The sequence below is a fragment of the Streptomyces sp. JNUCC 64 genome (assembly GCF_054484115.1).
In genome coordinates this window covers 1,269,882-1,286,405 of the sequence record NZ_CM137015.1, presented here as the reverse complement: position 1 = coordinate 1,286,405, position 16,524 = coordinate 1,269,882, and the positions used below count along the sequence as shown (strand labels likewise).

13 protein-coding genes and 1 pseudogene are annotated in these 16,524 nt (G+C 74.8%); 6 read left to right on the top strand and 8 right to left on the bottom strand.

Translation table 11 applies throughout. The features are described 5' to 3' along the window. Positions 1 to 3: 3 nt before the first annotated feature. Both ACVWNX_RS05065 and ACVWNX_RS05060 read right to left on the bottom strand, forming a co-directional pair. On the bottom strand, positions 4 to 642 hold the full coding sequence (locus ACVWNX_RS05065; RefSeq protein WP_454412656.1) for a DedA family protein: 639 nt from the start codon (positions 640 to 642) through the stop codon (positions 4 to 6). Beyond that, positions 639 to 1,412 carry an MBL fold metallo-hydrolase gene (locus ACVWNX_RS05060; RefSeq protein WP_454412655.1) on the bottom strand — a complete coding sequence of 258 codons (774 nt, stop codon included), beginning with the start codon at positions 1,410 to 1,412 and terminating at the stop codon, positions 639 to 641. Before ACVWNX_RS05060 ends, ACVWNX_RS05065 begins: the two co-directional genes overlap by 4 nt. Before the next feature lie 83 nt (positions 1,413 to 1,495). Here ACVWNX_RS05060 and ACVWNX_RS05055 point away from each other — a divergent pair, with 83 nt between their 5' ends. Further along, complete coding sequence (locus tag ACVWNX_RS05055; protein WP_454412654.1) at positions 1,496 to 1,951, top strand: hypothetical protein; 456 nt, start codon at positions 1,496 to 1,498, stop codon at positions 1,949 to 1,951. Positions 1,952 to 2,153: 202 nt separating this feature from the next. Here ACVWNX_RS05055 and ACVWNX_RS05050 read toward each other — a convergent pair whose 3' ends face one another. After that, a complete protein-coding gene (locus tag ACVWNX_RS05050; RefSeq protein WP_454412653.1) occupies positions 2,154 to 2,789 on the bottom strand; it encodes a maleylpyruvate isomerase family mycothiol-dependent enzyme in 636 nt (211 codons plus the stop codon). A 455-nt stretch (positions 2,790 to 3,244) separates the two neighbouring features. Between ACVWNX_RS05050 and ACVWNX_RS05045 the strand changes: the two are divergent. The 4 genes and pseudogenes from ACVWNX_RS05045 to ACVWNX_RS05030 all read left to right on the top strand — a co-directional run. After that, positions 3,245 to 5,533: pseudogene (locus ACVWNX_RS05045) on the top strand (phage holin family protein); the annotation flags it as partial. A 553-nt stretch (positions 5,534 to 6,086) separates the two neighbouring features. Next, positions 6,087 to 7,148 (top strand): ATP-binding protein, encoded by a 1,062-nt coding sequence (locus tag ACVWNX_RS05040; RefSeq protein ID WP_454412652.1) that lies wholly within the window; start codon positions 6,087 to 6,089, stop codon positions 7,146 to 7,148. Next, positions 7,145 to 8,959, top strand: a complete 1,815-nt coding sequence (locus ACVWNX_RS05035) for a vWA domain-containing protein (protein WP_454412651.1) — start codon at positions 7,145 to 7,147, stop codon at positions 8,957 to 8,959. Before ACVWNX_RS05040 ends, ACVWNX_RS05035 begins: the two co-directional genes overlap by 4 nt. A 97-nt stretch (positions 8,960 to 9,056) precedes the next feature. Beyond that, the gene (locus ACVWNX_RS05030; RefSeq protein ID WP_454412650.1) at positions 9,057 to 9,482 is read left to right on the top strand and encodes an OsmC family protein; all 426 of its coding nucleotides are present in this window, start codon (positions 9,057 to 9,059) and stop codon (positions 9,480 to 9,482) included. A 178-nt stretch (positions 9,483 to 9,660) separates the two neighbouring features. Here the strand turns inward: ACVWNX_RS05030 and ACVWNX_RS05025 are convergent, their stop codons facing one another. From ACVWNX_RS05025 to ACVWNX_RS05015, 3 genes are all read right to left on the bottom strand, one after another. Next, positions 9,661 to 11,283 carry a flavin-containing monooxygenase gene (locus ACVWNX_RS05025; RefSeq protein WP_454412649.1) on the bottom strand — a complete coding sequence of 541 codons (1,623 nt, stop codon included), beginning with the start codon at positions 11,281 to 11,283 and terminating at the stop codon, positions 9,661 to 9,663. A gap of 242 nt (positions 11,284 to 11,525) precedes the next feature. Next, positions 11,526 to 12,050, bottom strand: coding sequence for an ABA4-like family protein (locus tag ACVWNX_RS05020; protein WP_454412648.1), 525 nt, complete (start codon positions 12,048 to 12,050; stop codon positions 11,526 to 11,528). Then, complete coding sequence (locus tag ACVWNX_RS05015) at positions 12,047 to 13,015, bottom strand: hypothetical protein (RefSeq protein ID WP_454414638.1); 969 nt, start codon at positions 13,013 to 13,015, stop codon at positions 12,047 to 12,049. The genes ACVWNX_RS05020 and ACVWNX_RS05015 overlap by 4 nt, the downstream gene beginning before the upstream one ends. A gap of 169 nt (positions 13,016 to 13,184) precedes the next feature. On the opposite strand from ACVWNX_RS05015, the gene ACVWNX_RS05010 reads away from it, so the two are divergent. Beyond that, positions 13,185 to 13,913, top strand: coding sequence for a MerR family transcriptional regulator (locus ACVWNX_RS05010; protein WP_454412647.1), 729 nt, complete (start codon positions 13,185 to 13,187; stop codon positions 13,911 to 13,913). A 254-nt stretch (positions 13,914 to 14,167) separates the two neighbouring features. Here the strand turns inward: ACVWNX_RS05010 and ACVWNX_RS05005 are convergent, their stop codons facing one another. After that, the gene (locus ACVWNX_RS05005; protein WP_454412646.1) at positions 14,168 to 15,118 is read right to left on the bottom strand and encodes a helix-turn-helix domain-containing protein; all 951 of its coding nucleotides are present in this window, start codon (positions 15,116 to 15,118) and stop codon (positions 14,168 to 14,170) included. A gap of 227 nt (positions 15,119 to 15,345) precedes the next feature. Then, a complete protein-coding gene (locus ACVWNX_RS05000) occupies positions 15,346 to 16,191 on the bottom strand; it encodes a helix-turn-helix domain-containing protein (RefSeq protein ID WP_454412645.1) in 846 nt (281 codons plus the stop codon). Between the last annotated feature and the right edge of the window lie 333 nt (positions 16,192 to 16,524).

Here is a 16,524-nt window from a genome sequence, read left to right as displayed (position 1 = left end):
GGCTCAGCCGGACGGACCGGTAGCGCCGCGCCCCCGCAGCCGCCGCCACAGCGCGGGGACCGCGCTCAGCAGCAGGGTCAGGGCGACCGCCGTGACGACGCCCTCCCAGGGTTCCGAGAACAGCGCCCCGCCGAGGATGCCGATCAGCTGGTAGGTGACCGCCCAGGCCAGGGCGGCGGGCACGGCACCGCGCGCGAAGCGGCGCATCGGCCACTCGGCCATCAGACACGCCAGCATCACCGGGATCCGGCCCGCCGGGATCAGCCGGGACAGCACCAGCACCGTCACCCCGTGCTCGTGCAGCCCCCGTTGGGCCCGGGCCAGCCGGTCGGCGGGGGCGTGCGAGCGGATCGCCTCCAGCCAGCGCGATCCGCCCCGGGACCGCATGCCCCGCCGCCCCAGCCAGTAGAGGGTGACGTCCCCGAGCAGCGCGGCCGTCGCCGCCACCACGAACACCAGCAGCAGGGCGAACGGCACGGTCTGGTGGAACGCCACCACCGCCGCCGAACTGACCAGCGCCCCCGTGGGCACCACCGGCACCAGCGCGCCGATCAGCACCAGCAGGAACAGCGAGGGATAGCCGAGGGCCTGCTGAGTGGACTCCGTGGGCACCGCCGACACGGCGAACTCGCCCCAGTTCACCGGCCGACCTCCGGACGGACGCTCTCGCCGTGCCCCAGCAGGTGCACCGCCACGTCCGGGGCGCGGACCGCCGCGAGCCGGACGAACTCGTCGCCGGGGGAGTGGAACTCGTGCGGGCGCACCCCGTCCATCCCGATCGGCCAGTAGGTGCCGTAGTGCACCGGCACCGCGCTGCGCGGCGCCAGCCGGGCCGCCGCCTCCGCCGCCCGGCCCGCGTCCAGGTGCCCGTGCCCGAGGAACGGGCCCCAGCCGCCGACCGGCAGCAGCGCCACGTCCACCGGGCCCACCTCCCCGGCCATCCCGTCGAACAGGCCCGTGTCGCCCGCGAAGTACGTCCGCGCCTCCCCGCTGACCACGAAGCCCAGCGCGGGGGAACGCCGGGGGCCCACCGGCAGCCGCCGCCCGTCGTGCGCGGCGGACACCGCCCGCACCACCAGGTCCCCCTGCCGGGTCTCCTCGCCCGGGCCCAGCTCGGTGATCCGCAACCGGTCCAGCCGGCGCAGCGCCGGTACCGCCCGGCCCGCGCCCCGGGGCACCACCACCCGGGTGCCGGACGGCAACGCGGCCAGCGACGGTACGTGGAGGTGGTCGGCGTGCAGATGGGAGACGAGCACCAGGTCCGCCGCCCTGGCCCGCTCCGACGGCAGCGCGCCCCGGCGGCGCCGCAGATGCGCCAGCCGCCGCGCGAACAGCGGATCGGTGAGCACCCGGGTCCCCGAGTCCTCCACCGTGCAGGTGGCGTGTCCCCACCAGGTGATCTCCACCGGCACCGGTTTTCCTCCTCCGCGCGACTCCCCCCGAGCCTACGGGCAGCGGTAGGGTCAACGCCCGAACGATGACGTGAGGGGCTCGCATGCACAGCGACGGCGACAACGGCGAAGGCGGCGTTGACGACGACGGTGCTTCCGGTACGGTGCGGGTCGCGGCCATCGCGAGCCTGACCCCGCTGGAGGAACTGGACGCCGACCCGTTCCTGGTGGATTCGCGCAGCCAGTACGCGATGTGCGCCCGCTGGGCCGCCGCGCAGGGCTACGTCATCACCCGGGAACTCCTGGTCCACGCGCTGCGCCACGACCACTGCGCCCTGTGGACCGACGTCGACGACGGCCAGGTGGACCTGTTCGTGGCCCCGAGCCGCCGGGTCCTGGAACGGGCCCTCAGCTCGGTGGACGCCTTCACGGCCGAATGCGCGCGGCGCGGGGTGCGGGTGGAGACCGTCGGCTGCGAGGAGCCCGCCTACAACGCGGAGATGAAGGCCCGGGTGCACCGCAGGCTGTCGATGCCGACGGCCGGGTACGACGGCCGCTGAACCACCGCCCGGCCGTGCCCGCGCGGCCCGTGTCCCGGTGCCTGCGCTTGTCCGGTCCCGCGCCGCCCGTACCCGGCCCGGCGGCCCGGCCCGCACCCACCCGGCTCAGCCCGGTCCGGCCCGTTCCGTCCGGGTCCTCCGCCGGGCCCGCGCGGTACTGACCGTCCGTCCCGTCCGTCCCGTCCCGGGCCGTCCGGGCCGGTCAGCCGGTGACGAACCGGTCCCGGGCCGCGCCCCGCAGCCGTCCGCCGGGGACCTTCCGGCCGAACGCGACGAGCAGCACGTCCCGCGCCGGGCCGCTCAGCTCGGGGCCCTGCCCGAAGGACCAGTCGAGGTCGTCGGCGACCAGCCGCACCCCGGTGAGGTCCGCGCCGAAGAACCGCCCCGACCGCACGGTCACCCCGTCCAGCACGGGCCGCAGCCGTTCGGCCGGGACCGCGCGGTCCCGGCCCAGCGCCACCGTGATGTCCAGCCCGTGCACCACGTCGTGGCCGAGCGCGGCGGCGAGCCCGCCGACCGGGGGACGCCACGGGTGGTGGGCGTTGTCGCGCAGCGCCGCCGCCAGCTCCCGGGTGCCGAGCGCCGCCGCGTCCGCGCGGGCCCGGCGGTCCGTCATACGGTGCGTGCGGCCCCCTGACCGGGCCAGTTCCCACAGGGTCCGGGGGAGCGGGACACGGAACCCCAGCGACATGTGGGCGGCCACCTCCCGCACCCGCCACCCCGCGCAGAGCGAGGGGGCGTCCCACTCGGCCGGGGTCAGCGCGTCGAGCAGATCCGCCAGTTCGCGGCGTTCCGAGGCGATGGCGCGCCGCAGGAAGCCGTCCGTCCGTTCACCCATGCCCCGAGCCTGCCGACCGGGGGTCCCGGCCGTCCAATAACGGCTGGTGCTGACGGTCAGCACCCCTGGTTATCGGGCTGTCTGACGATCCGCCGCCCCGCCCCGCCCCGTCCCTCCCTCTGCCCCGTTCCTCCCTCTGCCCCGTTCCTCCCTCTGCCCCGTTCCTCCCTCTGCCCCGTTCCTCCCTCTGTCCTGTCCGCTCCGTCCGGCCCTGTCGGTGCCGTCCGCCCCGCTCGCCCGTCCGGTGAGCGGGCGGGTCCGGGCCGGGGCGGTCGTGCTCCCGGCGCACGGGGACGGCACCGGGCGTACGGAGCCGCCGGGGCGCGGACCGGGGCGCGCGGGGGAGCGCGCCGACCGGTGGCCGGACCCCGGCCGCTCCCGGGAGCCGGTGGCCGACCGGCCCGGATGTGCGAGGCTGGACGGAGGAGCGACCGTGTGAGGCGGGTGGGCGGCGGGTGGCCACGAGACGATGGCGGCGGATCGTCAGCGCCGTGTGGCGCTCGGTCACCGTGTGGGCGGTCAGCACGCTGACGATGCTGGTGCTCGCCGGGGTGCTGCCCGACTTCCGGCTCCAGTCGGCCGACGGCGACAGCGCCACCCGCGTCGCCGTCACCGCCGCCCTGGGCGCCGGGGCCTTCGGTCTGCTGAGCGCCCTGGTCTGGCCGCTGCTGGTACGGGCGCTGCTGCTGGTCCCGGCGCTGGTCCTCGGACTGCTGGTGTTCTTCCTCAACGGCTCCCTGCTGCTCCTCGCGATGCGTCTCAACCCGGCGGGACGGGGCGAGGTCGCCCCCGAGACCGCCGTGGTGGTCGCGGCGGTGATGTCGGCGGTCGCCTCCGCGACGGGCGCGGCCCTCGCGGTGCGCGACGACGACGCGTACCGCCGTCGGCTCTCCCGGCTGGCGGCCCGCCGCCGCACCCGCGACGACGGCTGTCCGCCCACCCCGGGCACGGTGTTCGTCCAGCTCGACGGCGTCGGCCACGACGTCTTGGTGGACGCGGTCGACAAGGGGCTGATGCCCACCGTCGCCCGCTGGCTCGGCGTCCCGGGGGAGGAGGACCGCCCCGACGACGCGCCGGGCAACGGCACCGGCCGCGCGGGGACCGGCGACAGCGGGACCGGCACCAGGGACACGTCCGGGGACGCGTCCGGAAACGGCACCCGCGACGCCCGCACCCCCGGAACCGGCATCGGAACCGGAACCGGAACCGGCATCGGAACCGGCATCGGAACCGGCATCGGAACCGGAACCGGGAACGGCACCGGGAACGGCCCGGACGGCTCTCCGGACGAGGGGCGGCCGACCGCCACCCACCGCCTCGCCCCCTGGCGCACCGACTGGTCCAGCCAGACCGGGGCCAGCCAACTGGGCATCCTGCACGGCAGCAACCACGACGTCCCCGCCTTCCGCTGGTACGAGAAGGACACCCGCGAGGTGATGGTCTGCAACCGCCCGACCAGCGCCGCCGAACTCCAGCGCCGGGCCGTCGAACGCACCGGTGACGGAGGACTGCTCGCCCTCGACGGCGCCAGCCGGGGCAACCTGTTCAGCGGCGGTGCCGGCCAACTCGCCCTGGTGCTGTCCGTCTCCGCCCGCCGGGGCCCGGAGAACCGTTCCCGCGCTGGATACTTCGCCTACTTCAGCGACCCGGCGAACGCCGTCCGCACCGCCCTGTCCTTCATCGCCGAAGTGGGCCGGGAGATCGGCCAGTCCGGCTACGCGCGGCTGCGGCGCCGCCGCCCCCGGGTCTCCCGGGGCGGTCTCTACCCCCTGATCAGGGCCTTCGCGACGGTCGTGGAACGCGATGTCGTGGTTGCCGCCGTCCTCGGGGACATGCTCGCCGGGCGTGGCGCCGTCTACGCCGACCTCGTCGCCTACGACGAGGTCGCCCACCACTCCGGCCCGCGCGGCCACGACACCGACCGCGTCCTGATGCGCCTCGACCGGTCGCTGGCCCTGCTCGCGAAGGCCGCCGACCACGCGCCCCGCCCCTACCGGATCGTGGTCCTCTCCGACCACGGCCAGAGCCCGGGGGAGACCTTCCTCGACCGCTACGGCCTCAGCCTCGGCAACCTGGTGCGCGCGGGCTGCGGACTGCCCGTGCCGCGCCGCGCGGGCCGCACCCACAGCGGCGCCGAGGCCCGCGCCGCCGTCCGCGCGGCCCTCCACCGGCCGGTGGAGGACGCCCCCGGGCCGCCCGCGCCCGCCCGGGGCACCGAACCCCTCGTCCTGGCCTCCGGCAACCTGGGCCTGGTGTCGTTCCCCGACGTCCCGCACCGGATGACCCGGCGGGAGATCGACCACCGGCACCCCGCGCTGCTGTCCACCCTGGCCAACCACCCGGGCATCGGGTTCCTCCTGGTCGCGGACGAGGAACACGGCGGGGTGGTGCTCGGTGCGCGCGGTGCCGTGATCCCCCTCGCCGACCTCGACCGGAACCCGGGCCCCCTCGCCGACTTCGGCCCGGGCGCCGCCGGAGCGGTCCGCCGCACCCATGCGTTCCCGCACGTCGCGGACATCATGGTCAACTCCTGGTACGACCCGGAGGACGGCGAGGTGCTCGCCTTCGAGGAGCAGATCGGTTCACACGGCGGGCTCGGCGGCGCCCAGAACCGCCCCTTCCTGCTCTGGCCCCGGGAACTGTCCGACCCGTTCGACGGCCGTGCCGAACTCGTCGGCGCCGAGGGGCTCCACCGGGTGTTCCGCCGCTGGCTGACGGAGGACGAGGGCCCCCGGGTCCCGCTCGCCCCCACCCGCCGGAACGCCCCCCGCCACGAACGCCGTTCCCCCGCCCCGGGCCCGGCCGGGAACCCCGCCCCCGGCACCCCGCCGACCGCCCCGGCACCCCCGGCCGCCCCGCTGGAGACCGCTCCCGCACCGGCCGCTCCGCCGGAGACCGCCCCGATGCCCCCGGCCGCCCCACCGTCGACCGCTCCCACTCCCGCACCAGCCACCCCACCAACCCCCTCCGCCGCGCCTTCCCGCTCCACTCCACCGGCCGCCCCTGCCGCCGGGACCAAGGGCGACGACGGCGCCCCGATCCCCGGCTGACCCCCCGACACCACCGGCCCCGCGCCCACCATCCGCGCACCGCACGCACCGCACGCACCGCCTGCCCGGGGCCCGCCCCGCCGGCCCCGTCCGGCCGTCCCCTCCCCCCCGCCGGATATTCGGCTGCGGGCGCCCGCACCGCCCCGCACACTGGTGCCCCCGTGGCGTACGCGCGTACGGACGACCGCGCGCGACCCCACCCACCCCGCCCGTTCCACCAGGCACCCCCGTCCTCCAGGAGCCCCGAGTGCAGTCCGCCGTGACCGTCACCCCCGCCCGGATACCCGAACTGCTCCTCGGGCTGGCGACCGTCCGTCCGGTGTTCCTGTGGGGCGCGCCCGGGATCGGCAAGTCCGCCCTGGTCAAGGAGTTCGCGGAGTCGCTGGGACTGGAGTGCGTCAGTCTGCTCGGCACCCAGCTCGCCCCCGAGGACCTGATCGGCGTCCCCCAGATCCGGGACGGCCGCTCGGTGTTCTGCCCGCCGGAGACCATCGCCCGCGACGAGCCGTACTGCCTCTTCCTCGACGAGCTGAACGCCTCCGCCCCGGACGTGCAGAAGGCGTTCTACTCCCTGATCCTCGATCGGCGGATCGGCGGCTACGAACTGCCCGAGGGCTCCCTGGTGATCGGCGCGGGCAACCGCTCCTCCGACAACGCGCTGGCCCGCCCGATGGCCTCCGCCCTGGTCAACCGGCTCACCCATGTCCACCTCCGGGCGTCCTCGGCCGACTGGCTCGTCTGGGCCGCCGCGAACGGCATCCACCCCTGGGTGCTGGACCACCTCACCGACCGCCCCGACCACCTGTGGTCCGCGCCCCCGAAGACCGAGGAGCCGTTCTCCACGCCCCGCTCCTGGCACATGCTCTCCGACGCCCTGCACTCCTTCGGGCCCGGCCTCGACGAGGACACCCTGAAGGTCGTCGCGCACGGCACCCTCACCCCGGCGCACGCCGTGGCGTTCTGCGGCTATGTGAAGATCGTCCGCCATGCGTACGGGATCGAGGCCATCATCCGGGGCGACGCCTCCTGGCCGCGCGCCCTAGGCGACCGCGACCTCCTCTACTACCTCGCGGAGGCGTTCCGGCGCCGTCTCGTCAAGGACCTGCCCGCCGACCGGGAACACGTCTCGGACACCGTCCGGCAGACCGCGTACCGCGCCAAGGCGCTGCTGGTGCAACTCGCCGAGATCTCGGTGGAGGTCGCCCAGGCCGTCATCGCGGACGACGCCGACGGCCGGCCGGTGCTGCCCGCCTGGTTCCTCATCGAGGCGGTGCGCGACATGCCGCGTCTGGTCGAGGCCCGCCGATGAGCCGCCGGAGCGCGGCCCGCAAGAAGGGCGAGGCTCCCGATCCGGCGGCCGAGGCGTTCGCCGCCGGGCTGCGCACCGCCCTCGCCAACCCGGCGCTCGCCGCGCTGGAACCCGTCGTCTGCCGTGGCCGGGAGTGCCGCGAGCACCCCGGAAACGGGCTGTGCGCCATCGACTCCAACGGCGTGCTGCACGTCCACCCCACCCGCCGCGCCGCACCGGAGACCTGGGCCTGGGCCGTCGCCCACTGCGTGATCCACCTCGGCTTCGGTCACGTCCCCGCCGCGACCGGCGTCCGCGTCCAGCCCGACCGCTTCGACCTGGCCGCCCGCTGTGCGGTCGTCGCCCGTTTCCAGGAGACGTTCCCCTGCGGGCGCGCCCCCGACGACCTGCCCGCCGAGTGGCCCGGCGGCGACGAGGAACAACTCGCCGCCCGTTGGCGCCGCGACGGTCTGCCCGCCGCCCACGAGCGCTGCGGCACCGGCGGGACCGCCCCCGACCAACTGCTGGTGCCCTGGCCCGCCGACTCGTGTTCCCCGCCGCCCAAGGACTGGCGGGACGCGTTCGCCCGGGCCCTCACCCGGGGAGTGTCCGTCGCCATGGACGTGGCGGGCGGCCGCCGCGCCGCCTTCTCCGACGCGGAACCGGTGCTGCGCCCCTGGGACCGGGCCCGCGAGTGGTTCGTCTCCTCCTATCCGCTGCTCGGCGGGGTCGCCGCCGGGATGACCGTGGTCGCGGACGCCGAACTGGCCCGGGCCCATGACATCGCGGTGGCCGCCGTCAACGCCGAGGCGGGCCAGATCTACGTCAATCCGCTGACGGAGCTGACCGAGGAGGAGTGGCGGTTCGTCCTCGCCCACCAGATGCTGCACGCCGCCCTGCGCCACGGCGAACGGCTCGGCGGCCGGGACCCGTACCTCTTCAACGTGGCCGCCGACCACGTCGTCAACGGCTGGCTGCGGGAGATGGCCGTCGGGGAGATGCCCGCCGGTCTGCCGCACGATCCGGACCTCGCGGGGCTGTCCGCCGAGGAGGTCTACGACCGGATCGCGGGCGACCCGCGACGGTCGCGACGGCTGTCCACCCCGCGCGGCAAGGGCCGCCGCGACGTTCTCGGCGCCCCGCTGGCGCGCCCGGCGGGCGACTACGCCGACCTGGACGAGTTCTACCGGCGCGCCTTGGTGCACGGCTTCGACCTGCACGACCACCAGGACCGGGGGCGGCTGCCCGCCGGGCTGGTGGAGGAGATCCGGGCGCTCAGCCATCCGCCGCCGCCCTGGGACGTCCGGCTGGCCCGCTGGTTCGACGAGTTCGTGCCCCGCCCCGAGCCCGTCCGGGGCTTCGCCCGCCCGGCGCGCCGCCAGGCGTCCACCCCCGACATCCCGCGCGCGGGCCGCTGGTTCCCGCCCGAGGAGGTCGCCCGGCACACCTTCGGGGTCCTCCTCGGCACCTCGGAGTCGATGGACCGGACCCTGCTGGGCAAGGCGCTCGGCGCCGTCGCCTCGTACGCCACGGCCCGGGACGTGCCCGCCGCCCGGGTGGTGTTCTGCGGCGCCGCCCCGTACGACGCCGGGTACCTCCCCGTGGAGGAGATCGCCGGACGGGTCCGGATCACCGGGCGCGGCGGGCCCCTCCTCCAGCCCGGCGTCGATCTGCTGGCCCGGGCGCGGGACTTCCCGCGCACCGCGCCGCTGCTGGTGGTCACCGACGGGCACGGGGACGTGCCGCGGATCCGCCGGGAGCACGCGTACCTGGTCCCCGAGGGCGCTGGCCTCCCCTTCCGTGCGCGGGGGCCGGTGTTCCGGGTCCGCTGAGCGGGCGGGGGCGCGAACCGTCCCCGGAGTGTGATCGGATGGGGGCACGGGCCCCGGCCGACGGGGTCGCGGACGACCGTCAGGAAAGGGCACACACGTGGCAACCACGCGCTCCGCGCACACCGTCTGGGAAGGCAACCTCCTCCAGGGCAGCGGTGTCGTCACCTTCGACTCCTCCGGCATCGGCGAGCAGCCGGTGTCGTGGCCGTCCCGCGCCGAGCAGGCCAACGGCAAGACCAGCCCCGAGGAACTGATCGCCGCGGCGCACTCCAGCTGCTTCTCGATGGCGCTCTCGCACGGTCTGGCCGGTGCGGGCACCCCGTCCACCAAGCTCGTGACCTCGGCGGACGTCACCTTCCAGCCGGGCGAGGGCATCACCGGCATTCACCTCACCGTCGAGGGCACCGTTCCGGGCCTCGACGAGGAGGCGTTCCTGGCCGCCGCCGAGAACGCCAAGGCCAACTGCCCGGTGAGCCAGGCGCTCACCGGCACCACGATCACCCTCTCGGCCAAGCTGGTCTGACCCACGGCCGCCCCGGAAGCCTTCCGGGACCGCGCGCACCCGGCCCCGGGGCGACCCACCGTCAACACGGTGACCCGCCCCGGGGCCGTACGTTTCCCGGAGCGGGGCGGGCCCGGTCGCGAGGAGGCGCCGCGCGCCTGGCTGGCGCGCGGCGCCGTCCCGGTCCCCGCGGGGGGTCTCAGGCGAGGGTGAACCCGGCGTACCCGTCGCGGGCCACCGCGTCGCACCGCTCCCGGTAGACGTCGGCCCCGCCCGGGTACGCGAGGAAGCCGCGCGCCTTGCCGGGGACGTTGGCGCCGGTGTACCAGGAGTCGGCGGTCGGGTAGAGGGTGCGGCCCGCCACCTCGGCCGTGTGCGCGACCCACTCCCGCTCGGCGTCGGGGGTCGCCTCGATCTCGGTCAGCTCCCGGTCCCGCAGGAAGCGGACGCAGTCGGTGATCCACTCCACGTGCTGCTCGATGGAGACCGCCATGTTGGTGAGCACCGAGGGGCTCAGCGGGCCGGTGACCGTGAACAGGTTGGGGAACCCGGCCGAGGCGAGCCCCAGATAGGTGACGGGTCCGTCGGCCCACTTCTCCCGCAGGCTCACCCCGTCCCGTCCCACCAGGTCGACGGTGGTCAGCGCGCCGGTCATCGAGTCGAACCCGGTGGCGAGGACCAGCACGTCGACGGGGAACTCCTCCTCCGACGTCCGCACGCCCTTGGCGGTGATCTCCACCAGCGGGGTGCTCCGCAGGTCCACCAGCCGGACGTGCGGCTGGTTGAACGTCGGGTAGTAACCGGTGTCCAGACAGGGCCGCTTGGTGCCGAACGGATAGCTCCGGGGGGAGAGCAGTTCGGCGGTGGCCGGGTCGGTGACGGTCTCCCGGATCTTCCCCCGGACGAACTCCGCGACCGTCTCGTTGGCGTCCGGGTCGACGAGCAGATCGGTGTACGAGCGCAGCAGCGCGCTGAGGATCCCCTCGGACCAGGCGCTCTCGTACCGCTCGGCGCGCTCGGCCGGGGACGCCTCCAGCGCCGGTCCGGTCGGCATCGGGAACACCGAGCCGCCCTTGGTGCGCCGCTGCGCGGCCCGGAACGCCGGGTAGCCGGCCTTGCGCGCGGTGACCTCCGCCCCGCCCAGCGGCCGGTTCAGCGCGGGCAGCGCGTACACCGGGGTGCGCTGGAACACCGTCAGCTCTGCGGCCCGCCGGGCGATCAGCGGGACGCACTGCACCCCGGACGCGCCGGTGCCGATCACGGCCACCCGGCGGCCGTCGAGGTCCACCCCGTCGCGCGGCCAGCGCGCGGTGTGGTGGACCTCGCCCGCGAACTCCCCGAGCCCCGGCACCTCAGGCTCCTTCGGCACGGTGGAACAGCCCGAGGCCATGATCAGGAACCGGGTGGTGACCCGTTCCCCGGTGTCCGTGGTGACCTCCCAGTACCGCCCCGCCCCGTCGTAGGCCGCGCGGACGACCCGGGTGCCGAAGGTGATGTGCGGACGGAGCGCGAACCGGTCGGCCACGTGCCGCAGATAGCGCAGGATCTCCGGCTGGGTGGCGTACTTCTCGGACCACACCCACTCCTGGTCCAGCTCCGGGGAGAAGGAGTAGGAGTACGTCATGGACTCGATGTCGCACCGGGCGCCCGGATAGCGGTTCCAGTACCAGGTGCCGCCGACGTCGTCACCCGCCTCGAACACCCGGGTGCGCAAACCCAGTTCCCGCAGTCTCAGCAGTTGGTACAGCCCGGACATCCCGGCCCCGACGACGATCGCGTCGGTCTCGGGGACGGCGGGGCGGGGCGCGGTGGCGGCGGGCATGGCTCTCCTGGACAGCGGGGATCGCCGCGGAACCGCCATTCCGCTCACGGGGGACCTGTCGATGCTCCGTCAGATGCGGCACTCCGCGCCACCGACCCGGGCGGGAACGGCCCGAATACCCCGTACGGGATGGCCGGTTCCCGTTGTTCTCCAGGTGGGGGCGGAGTCCATGGGCGTCCCCGGACCCCGGGCGCGGGCGGCCCGACCGGGGCCGGACCACCCGCCGCGCTCCCTCAAGGGCCCTACAGCGCGGGGCCGGGCGTCGGGGAGCCGCCGGGCCGGACGCTTCCGCCCCCGCTCCGCCGCCCGCCGGACCCCTTGGTGCCGTTCCCGTCGGGCCCCGGCCGGACGCCCCCGCCCCGTGTCGCCCGCACGGCCAGGAACAGCGGCAGCGCGAAGGGCGACAGCAGGATGGCGAACACCAGCAGCGGGCTGGTGATCAGCGGGCTGATCCCCAGCCGTCGCGCCTCCAGGAAGATCCACTGTCCGATCAGCAGGTCCCAGGCGATGATCTGCGCCCATACGGCTCCCGCGCCGTCGGGCAGCGCGGTCAGCTCCCGCATCAGTTCCAGGGTGGGGGAGGTGACGAGTTCCCACAGCTCGGGCAGGACGGGGGCGACCAGCACCGTGTAGACCACCAGGACCGGCAGCGCGGTCAGCGGGGACGAGGCCACCCGTACGGTGACGTGCCAGCGGGGGGCCAGGATCATCAGCGCCCAGACCGGCACGGCGCACAGGAACGCCAGGTCGAAGAGTCGCTCGGTCACGCGGAAGCTCCTTCGTCGGTCCGCGCGCCGTGGCGGTCCGTGGTGGTGGTTCCGGCGCGGTCGCCGGACCGGTCGTCCGAGCGCTCGCCCGAGGGGCGCCCGGAGCGCAGGGAGAACGCGGTCGCCAGCGCGGTGCCCACGACGATGACGGCGGCGCCCGTCAGGGTGGCGGCGTCCGGCTCCAGCAACGGCTGGCCGCGCAGCGCCTGCCAGGTGGTCAGCCCCACCGCCGCCGCGTACGCCCCGGCGGCGGTGAGCACCAGCCGCAGTCGTACGGCCTCGTCCCGCAGCCGGGGGAGCCGGGGGGCGAGCGCGGCCAGGGCCACCAGCAGGAACGGCAGCAACTGGAGCGCGTGCATCCCGACGAAGTGGGGGACGCGCAGGTCGCCGCCGGTGGTGGACCAGTCGGTGAGCGGCATCGAGGCGCCGCCGTCGGGGACGCCCACGCTGTGGGCGCCGACCACTTCCAGGGTGCGGCCGTCGTCCTGGGCGGCCAGCTGCTCGCTGGTGGGCAGGGTCATCAGGAACCCGAGTCCCGCCCCGGCCAGGGCGATGGCCGAGCCCAGACGCAGTCCCCAGGCCGAGGCGCGGTCCGTGAGCCGGGAGCGGAACAGCAGCACCGCGATGACCAGGGCGGAGACCCACAGCGCGACGATGCTGAAGGCCATGACGTCGTAGAGCGTCGAGTCGAAGGCCGTCTCGTTGTTGAAGTGGCTGCGCCGCCCCCGGACGACCTGGCCGACGATGATCACCATCTCGACGGTGCCGGTGACGGCGATGACGGTCCCGGCCCACCAGCCGGTCCGCCGGGCCCGGGTGGACAGCGACAGCATCCAGGCGATCGAGACCGCGTAGAGCAGCAGCGACACCGAGAACTTGAACGGCTTGAGCCAGATCGGCGCGCCCACGAGGGTGCGGTCGTCGATGACGAGGCCGACCGTGGAGAGCAGTCCGGTGCCCACCATCAGAGCGGCGAACAGCAGGAGCGGGCGGTGCCAGGAACGCCAGGACGGCGCGGGCGACGACATGGGAAGGTCCCCGTTTCAGTATGGATAGCGAAACTATCCGCTATCTGCTGGCGACACTATCTAGGATGGGGAGCGGCAGACGCAAGGGCGGAAGGAAGAACGGATCGTGCGCATCGGTGAGTTGAGCCGGAGGACCGGGGTCCCGGTGCCGACGATCAAGTACTACGTCCGGGAGGGGCTGCTCCCGCCGGGCGAACTGACCCAGCGCAACCAGGCGACCTACGGCGAGCCCCATGAGCACCGGCTGCGGCTGATCAGGGCGCTGCTGGACGTCGGTGGGCTGCGGATCGCGGCGATCCGGGACGTGCTGGGGGCGGTCGACGACTCGGGACGGTCGGTGCACAGCGTGCTGGGCGCGGCCTCCGACGTCCTGGTGGGGCGCGACCGGCAGTCCCTGAAGGGGGAGGTCGAGGAGGACGAGGCGCTGCGGACCGCCCGGGCCCGGGTCGCCGGTCTGATCGCCCGCCGGGGCTGGCTGGTGAACGAGGGCTGCCCGGGCGTCGAGGCGCTCGCCGCCGCGCTCGCCGCGGTCCAGCGGGTCGGACTCGACGACTTCGCGACGGTCCTGGACGACTACGCCGGGGCGGCGGAGGCGGTGGCGCGGGCGGACCTCGACTTCGTGGGCGCCCGGCGCACCCTGGACGAGGTCGTGGAGGGCGTCATCGTCGGCACGGTGCTGGGGGACACGATGTTCTCGGCGCTGCGCCATCTGGCACAGGTGGACCGCTCGGCCCGGCAGTACGGGAAGGGCAAGGGGGCCCCGTCGGAAGGGGCCCGCGCCGACCGTCCCGGAGGGGCGACGGAGGCCGGAACCGGAGAGGGGGCGGAGGTCTGAGCGCCCCGGCACGGGGAATCCGGCACCCGGGGCATCGCGCCCGGGCCGTCAGCTCTGTCTGACCGCCGCGTTTGACCGCCGTGCCCGGTCGCCGCGCCTGACCGCCGTGCCCGGTCATCGCGCCTGACCGTCGGGTCTGACCGCTGCGCCCGGTCGCCCCGCCTGATCGGCGTGTCTGATCGCCGTACCCGGTCAGGGTGTCCGGTCGGCGGTGTCCGGTCGCGCCGGTCGGTCACCGCCCCCAAGGCGGTGCCTCAGGCGGGGTGGTGCTCGGGGCTCGGCTCGTGCCGTTCGGCGGACAGCGCCTCGGTCTCCGCCCGGAACGCCGCCTCCTTCGCCTCCGCCCGGTAGTGGTCACGGGCCTCCCGCAGCAGCTCCCGGGTCCGGTCCGTGGAGGCGGCCTGCGCCGACATGTGGTCCAGCACCTCTAGGTGGTTGGCCACCTCGATCTGGGAGTCGAGGTACAGCGCCCCGGTCAGGAACTCGCAGTAGACCATGTCCTGCAGCTCCGGCTGGGTGAACCGGAAGAGCGAGAAGGGGCCGTAGGTGCCTGGGTGGGGCCCGTTGCCGAACTCCGCCACCTGGAGGGTGAGCCCGGGGGTGCGGGCGGCGGTCAGCAGCCGGTCCATCTGCTCGGCCATCACCTCGGCCCCGGCCACCGGACGGCGCAGCACCGTCTCGTCCATGATGATCCACAGATGCGGGGCGTTCGGCTTGCCGAGCAACTGCTGCCGGTCGAGGCGGAGTTCGACGTGGCGCTCCACCTCCTCCGGATGGGAGTGCCCGATGGTGCCCGCCGTCATCACCTCGCGGGCGTACCGGTCGGTCTGGAGGATGCCCGGCACGAAGTGCGGCTCGTAGGACCGGATCAGCCGGGCCTCGGCCTCCAGGCTGACGTAGAGGCTGAACCACTCCGGCAGCACGTCGTGGTAGCGCTGCCACCAGCCGGGCCGGTTGGCGTCCTCCACCAGCGACAGGAAGCCGTCGACCTCGCCGTCGGCGACCCCGTACATCGCCAGCAGGACGTGGACGTAGGGCACCTTCAGCGCGACCTCGGCCGTCTCCATCCGGCGGACCGTGGCGGCGGTCACCCGAAGTTCGGACGCCGCCTGTTCGCGGGTCAGGCCCTTGGCCTCCCGCAGCTCCTTGAGCCGCTTGCCGAGGACGACCTGTCCGACGGTCGGCGCGGCACGCCGTTCACTCACGTCACGCCTCCCCACGTGCCGAACACGTGAGCAGTGTGTCATGCCGTGGCTACGCGACGGGAGGACTCCGCCGTTCGCGTGGAAAGTTACGTTCCGGTCACGGCTCCGGGGCGGGTGGGAACCGGGCGTTAGGTGAAGAGAACCGGGCGGACCGCCGGACCCTCCGTGGCACATGTCACACGACCCCGTCGCGCCCCGGCGTCCGGGCGGGAGGTGCTCACACCGTGTCAATCCATCCGTGACCGGAGGTAGTCGGCGGTCTCCTCATCAGCCGGGAGGAAGGTCTCGATCGCCAACTCCGCGACCGTCACGTCCATGGGGGTGTTGAAGGTGGCGATGGACGACACGAACGACAGCACCCGGCCGTCGTGCTCCACCTGCATCGGCAGCGCGAAGTAGGGGGTCGAGGCGCCCCGCGCGGCCGGTTCGCCCGGATTGAGCACCGGGTACGCCGACACCTCCTCGTACAGATCCCGCAGCACCGGGGAGCGGTCGAGGGCGATCTGACGGGCCATCTGCTCCAGCAGGTGCTCGCGCCACTCGGCCAGGTTCCGGACCCGGCGCGCCAGTCCCTCCGGGTGCAGGGTCAGCCGCATCGCGTTCATCGGCGGGGTCAGCAGCCGCTCGGGAACGTCCCCCAGCAGCATGGTGATGCCCCGGTTCGCGGCGATCACCTGGTACGTGGCGTCCACCACGAGCGCCGGATACGGCTCGTAGCCGCGCAACAGCCGGTCCAGTCCCTCGCGCAGCCCCGCCATCGACGGGTCGTCCATCGAGGTCTCCGGGAACCGCGGGGCGTAACCGGCGGCCAGCAGCAGGGCGTTGCGTTCGCGCACCGGTACGTCCAGATGGTCGGCGAGACGGAGGATGAGCTCCTCGCTGGGACGGGACCGGCCCGTCTCCACGAAGCTGATGTGCCGCGCCGACGACCCCGCGCGCAGGGCCAGTTCCAGCTGGCTGACCCGTCGCCGCTCCCGCCAGTCGCGCAGCAGGGGTCCCACGCCGGGAGCGCCCGGGGAGGCGGGCGGAGCGCCGCGGGTGGGCCGGGGCGCGGTCGGCGGTGCGGTGGTCATGCCCCGACGGTAATCGAACGGCGCGGTCGGTGCGTACGGGAAAACCGCCGGGTCCGCCGGGTCACCGCCCCCGCGCCGGAACGAACGCGGACGAACAGCCCCATACCCCGGCCCGCTCCCGGGCGGCCGGGCCCCGGCTGGCGCGATCACGCCAGCCGCCCGGCCCCGGGTCGTCCCCGGTCATACCGGCCGGGTCCTCCCAAGGCCGCCCCAGGTCCCGCCCGCCGGAACCCGGACCGGGTTCCGGCCGCCCCCGCCCCCGGTCGCGCTCGCCGGGCCCGGTCGTCCCCGGTCATACCGGCCTGGATCTCCCGACGCTCCCCGGTCCCGCCC

Bases quoted from the DNA above. Each gene is read 5' to 3' on its own strand.
- ACVWNX_RS05055 (WP_454412654.1), top strand. From the start codon at position 1,496: ATGCACAGCGACGGCGACAACGGCGAAGGCGGCGTTGACGACGACGGT.
- ACVWNX_RS05050 (WP_454412653.1), bottom strand. From the start codon at position 2,789: ATGGGTGAACGGACGGACGGCTTCCTGCGGCGCGCCATCGCCTCGGAA.
- ACVWNX_RS05035 (WP_454412651.1), top strand. From the start codon at position 7,145: ATGAGCCGCCGGAGCGCGGCCCGCAAGAAGGGCGAGGCTCCCGATCCG.
- ACVWNX_RS05025 (WP_454412649.1), bottom strand. From the start codon at position 11,283: ATGCCCGCCGCCACCGCGCCCCGCCCCGCCGTCCCCGAGACCGACGCG.
- ACVWNX_RS05015 (WP_454414638.1), bottom strand. From the start codon at position 13,015: ATGGTGGGCACCGGACTGCTCTCCACGGTCGGCCTCGTCATCGACGAC.
- ACVWNX_RS05000 (WP_454412645.1), bottom strand. From the start codon at position 16,191: ATGACCACCGCACCGCCGACCGCGCCCCGGCCCACCCGCGGCGCTCCG.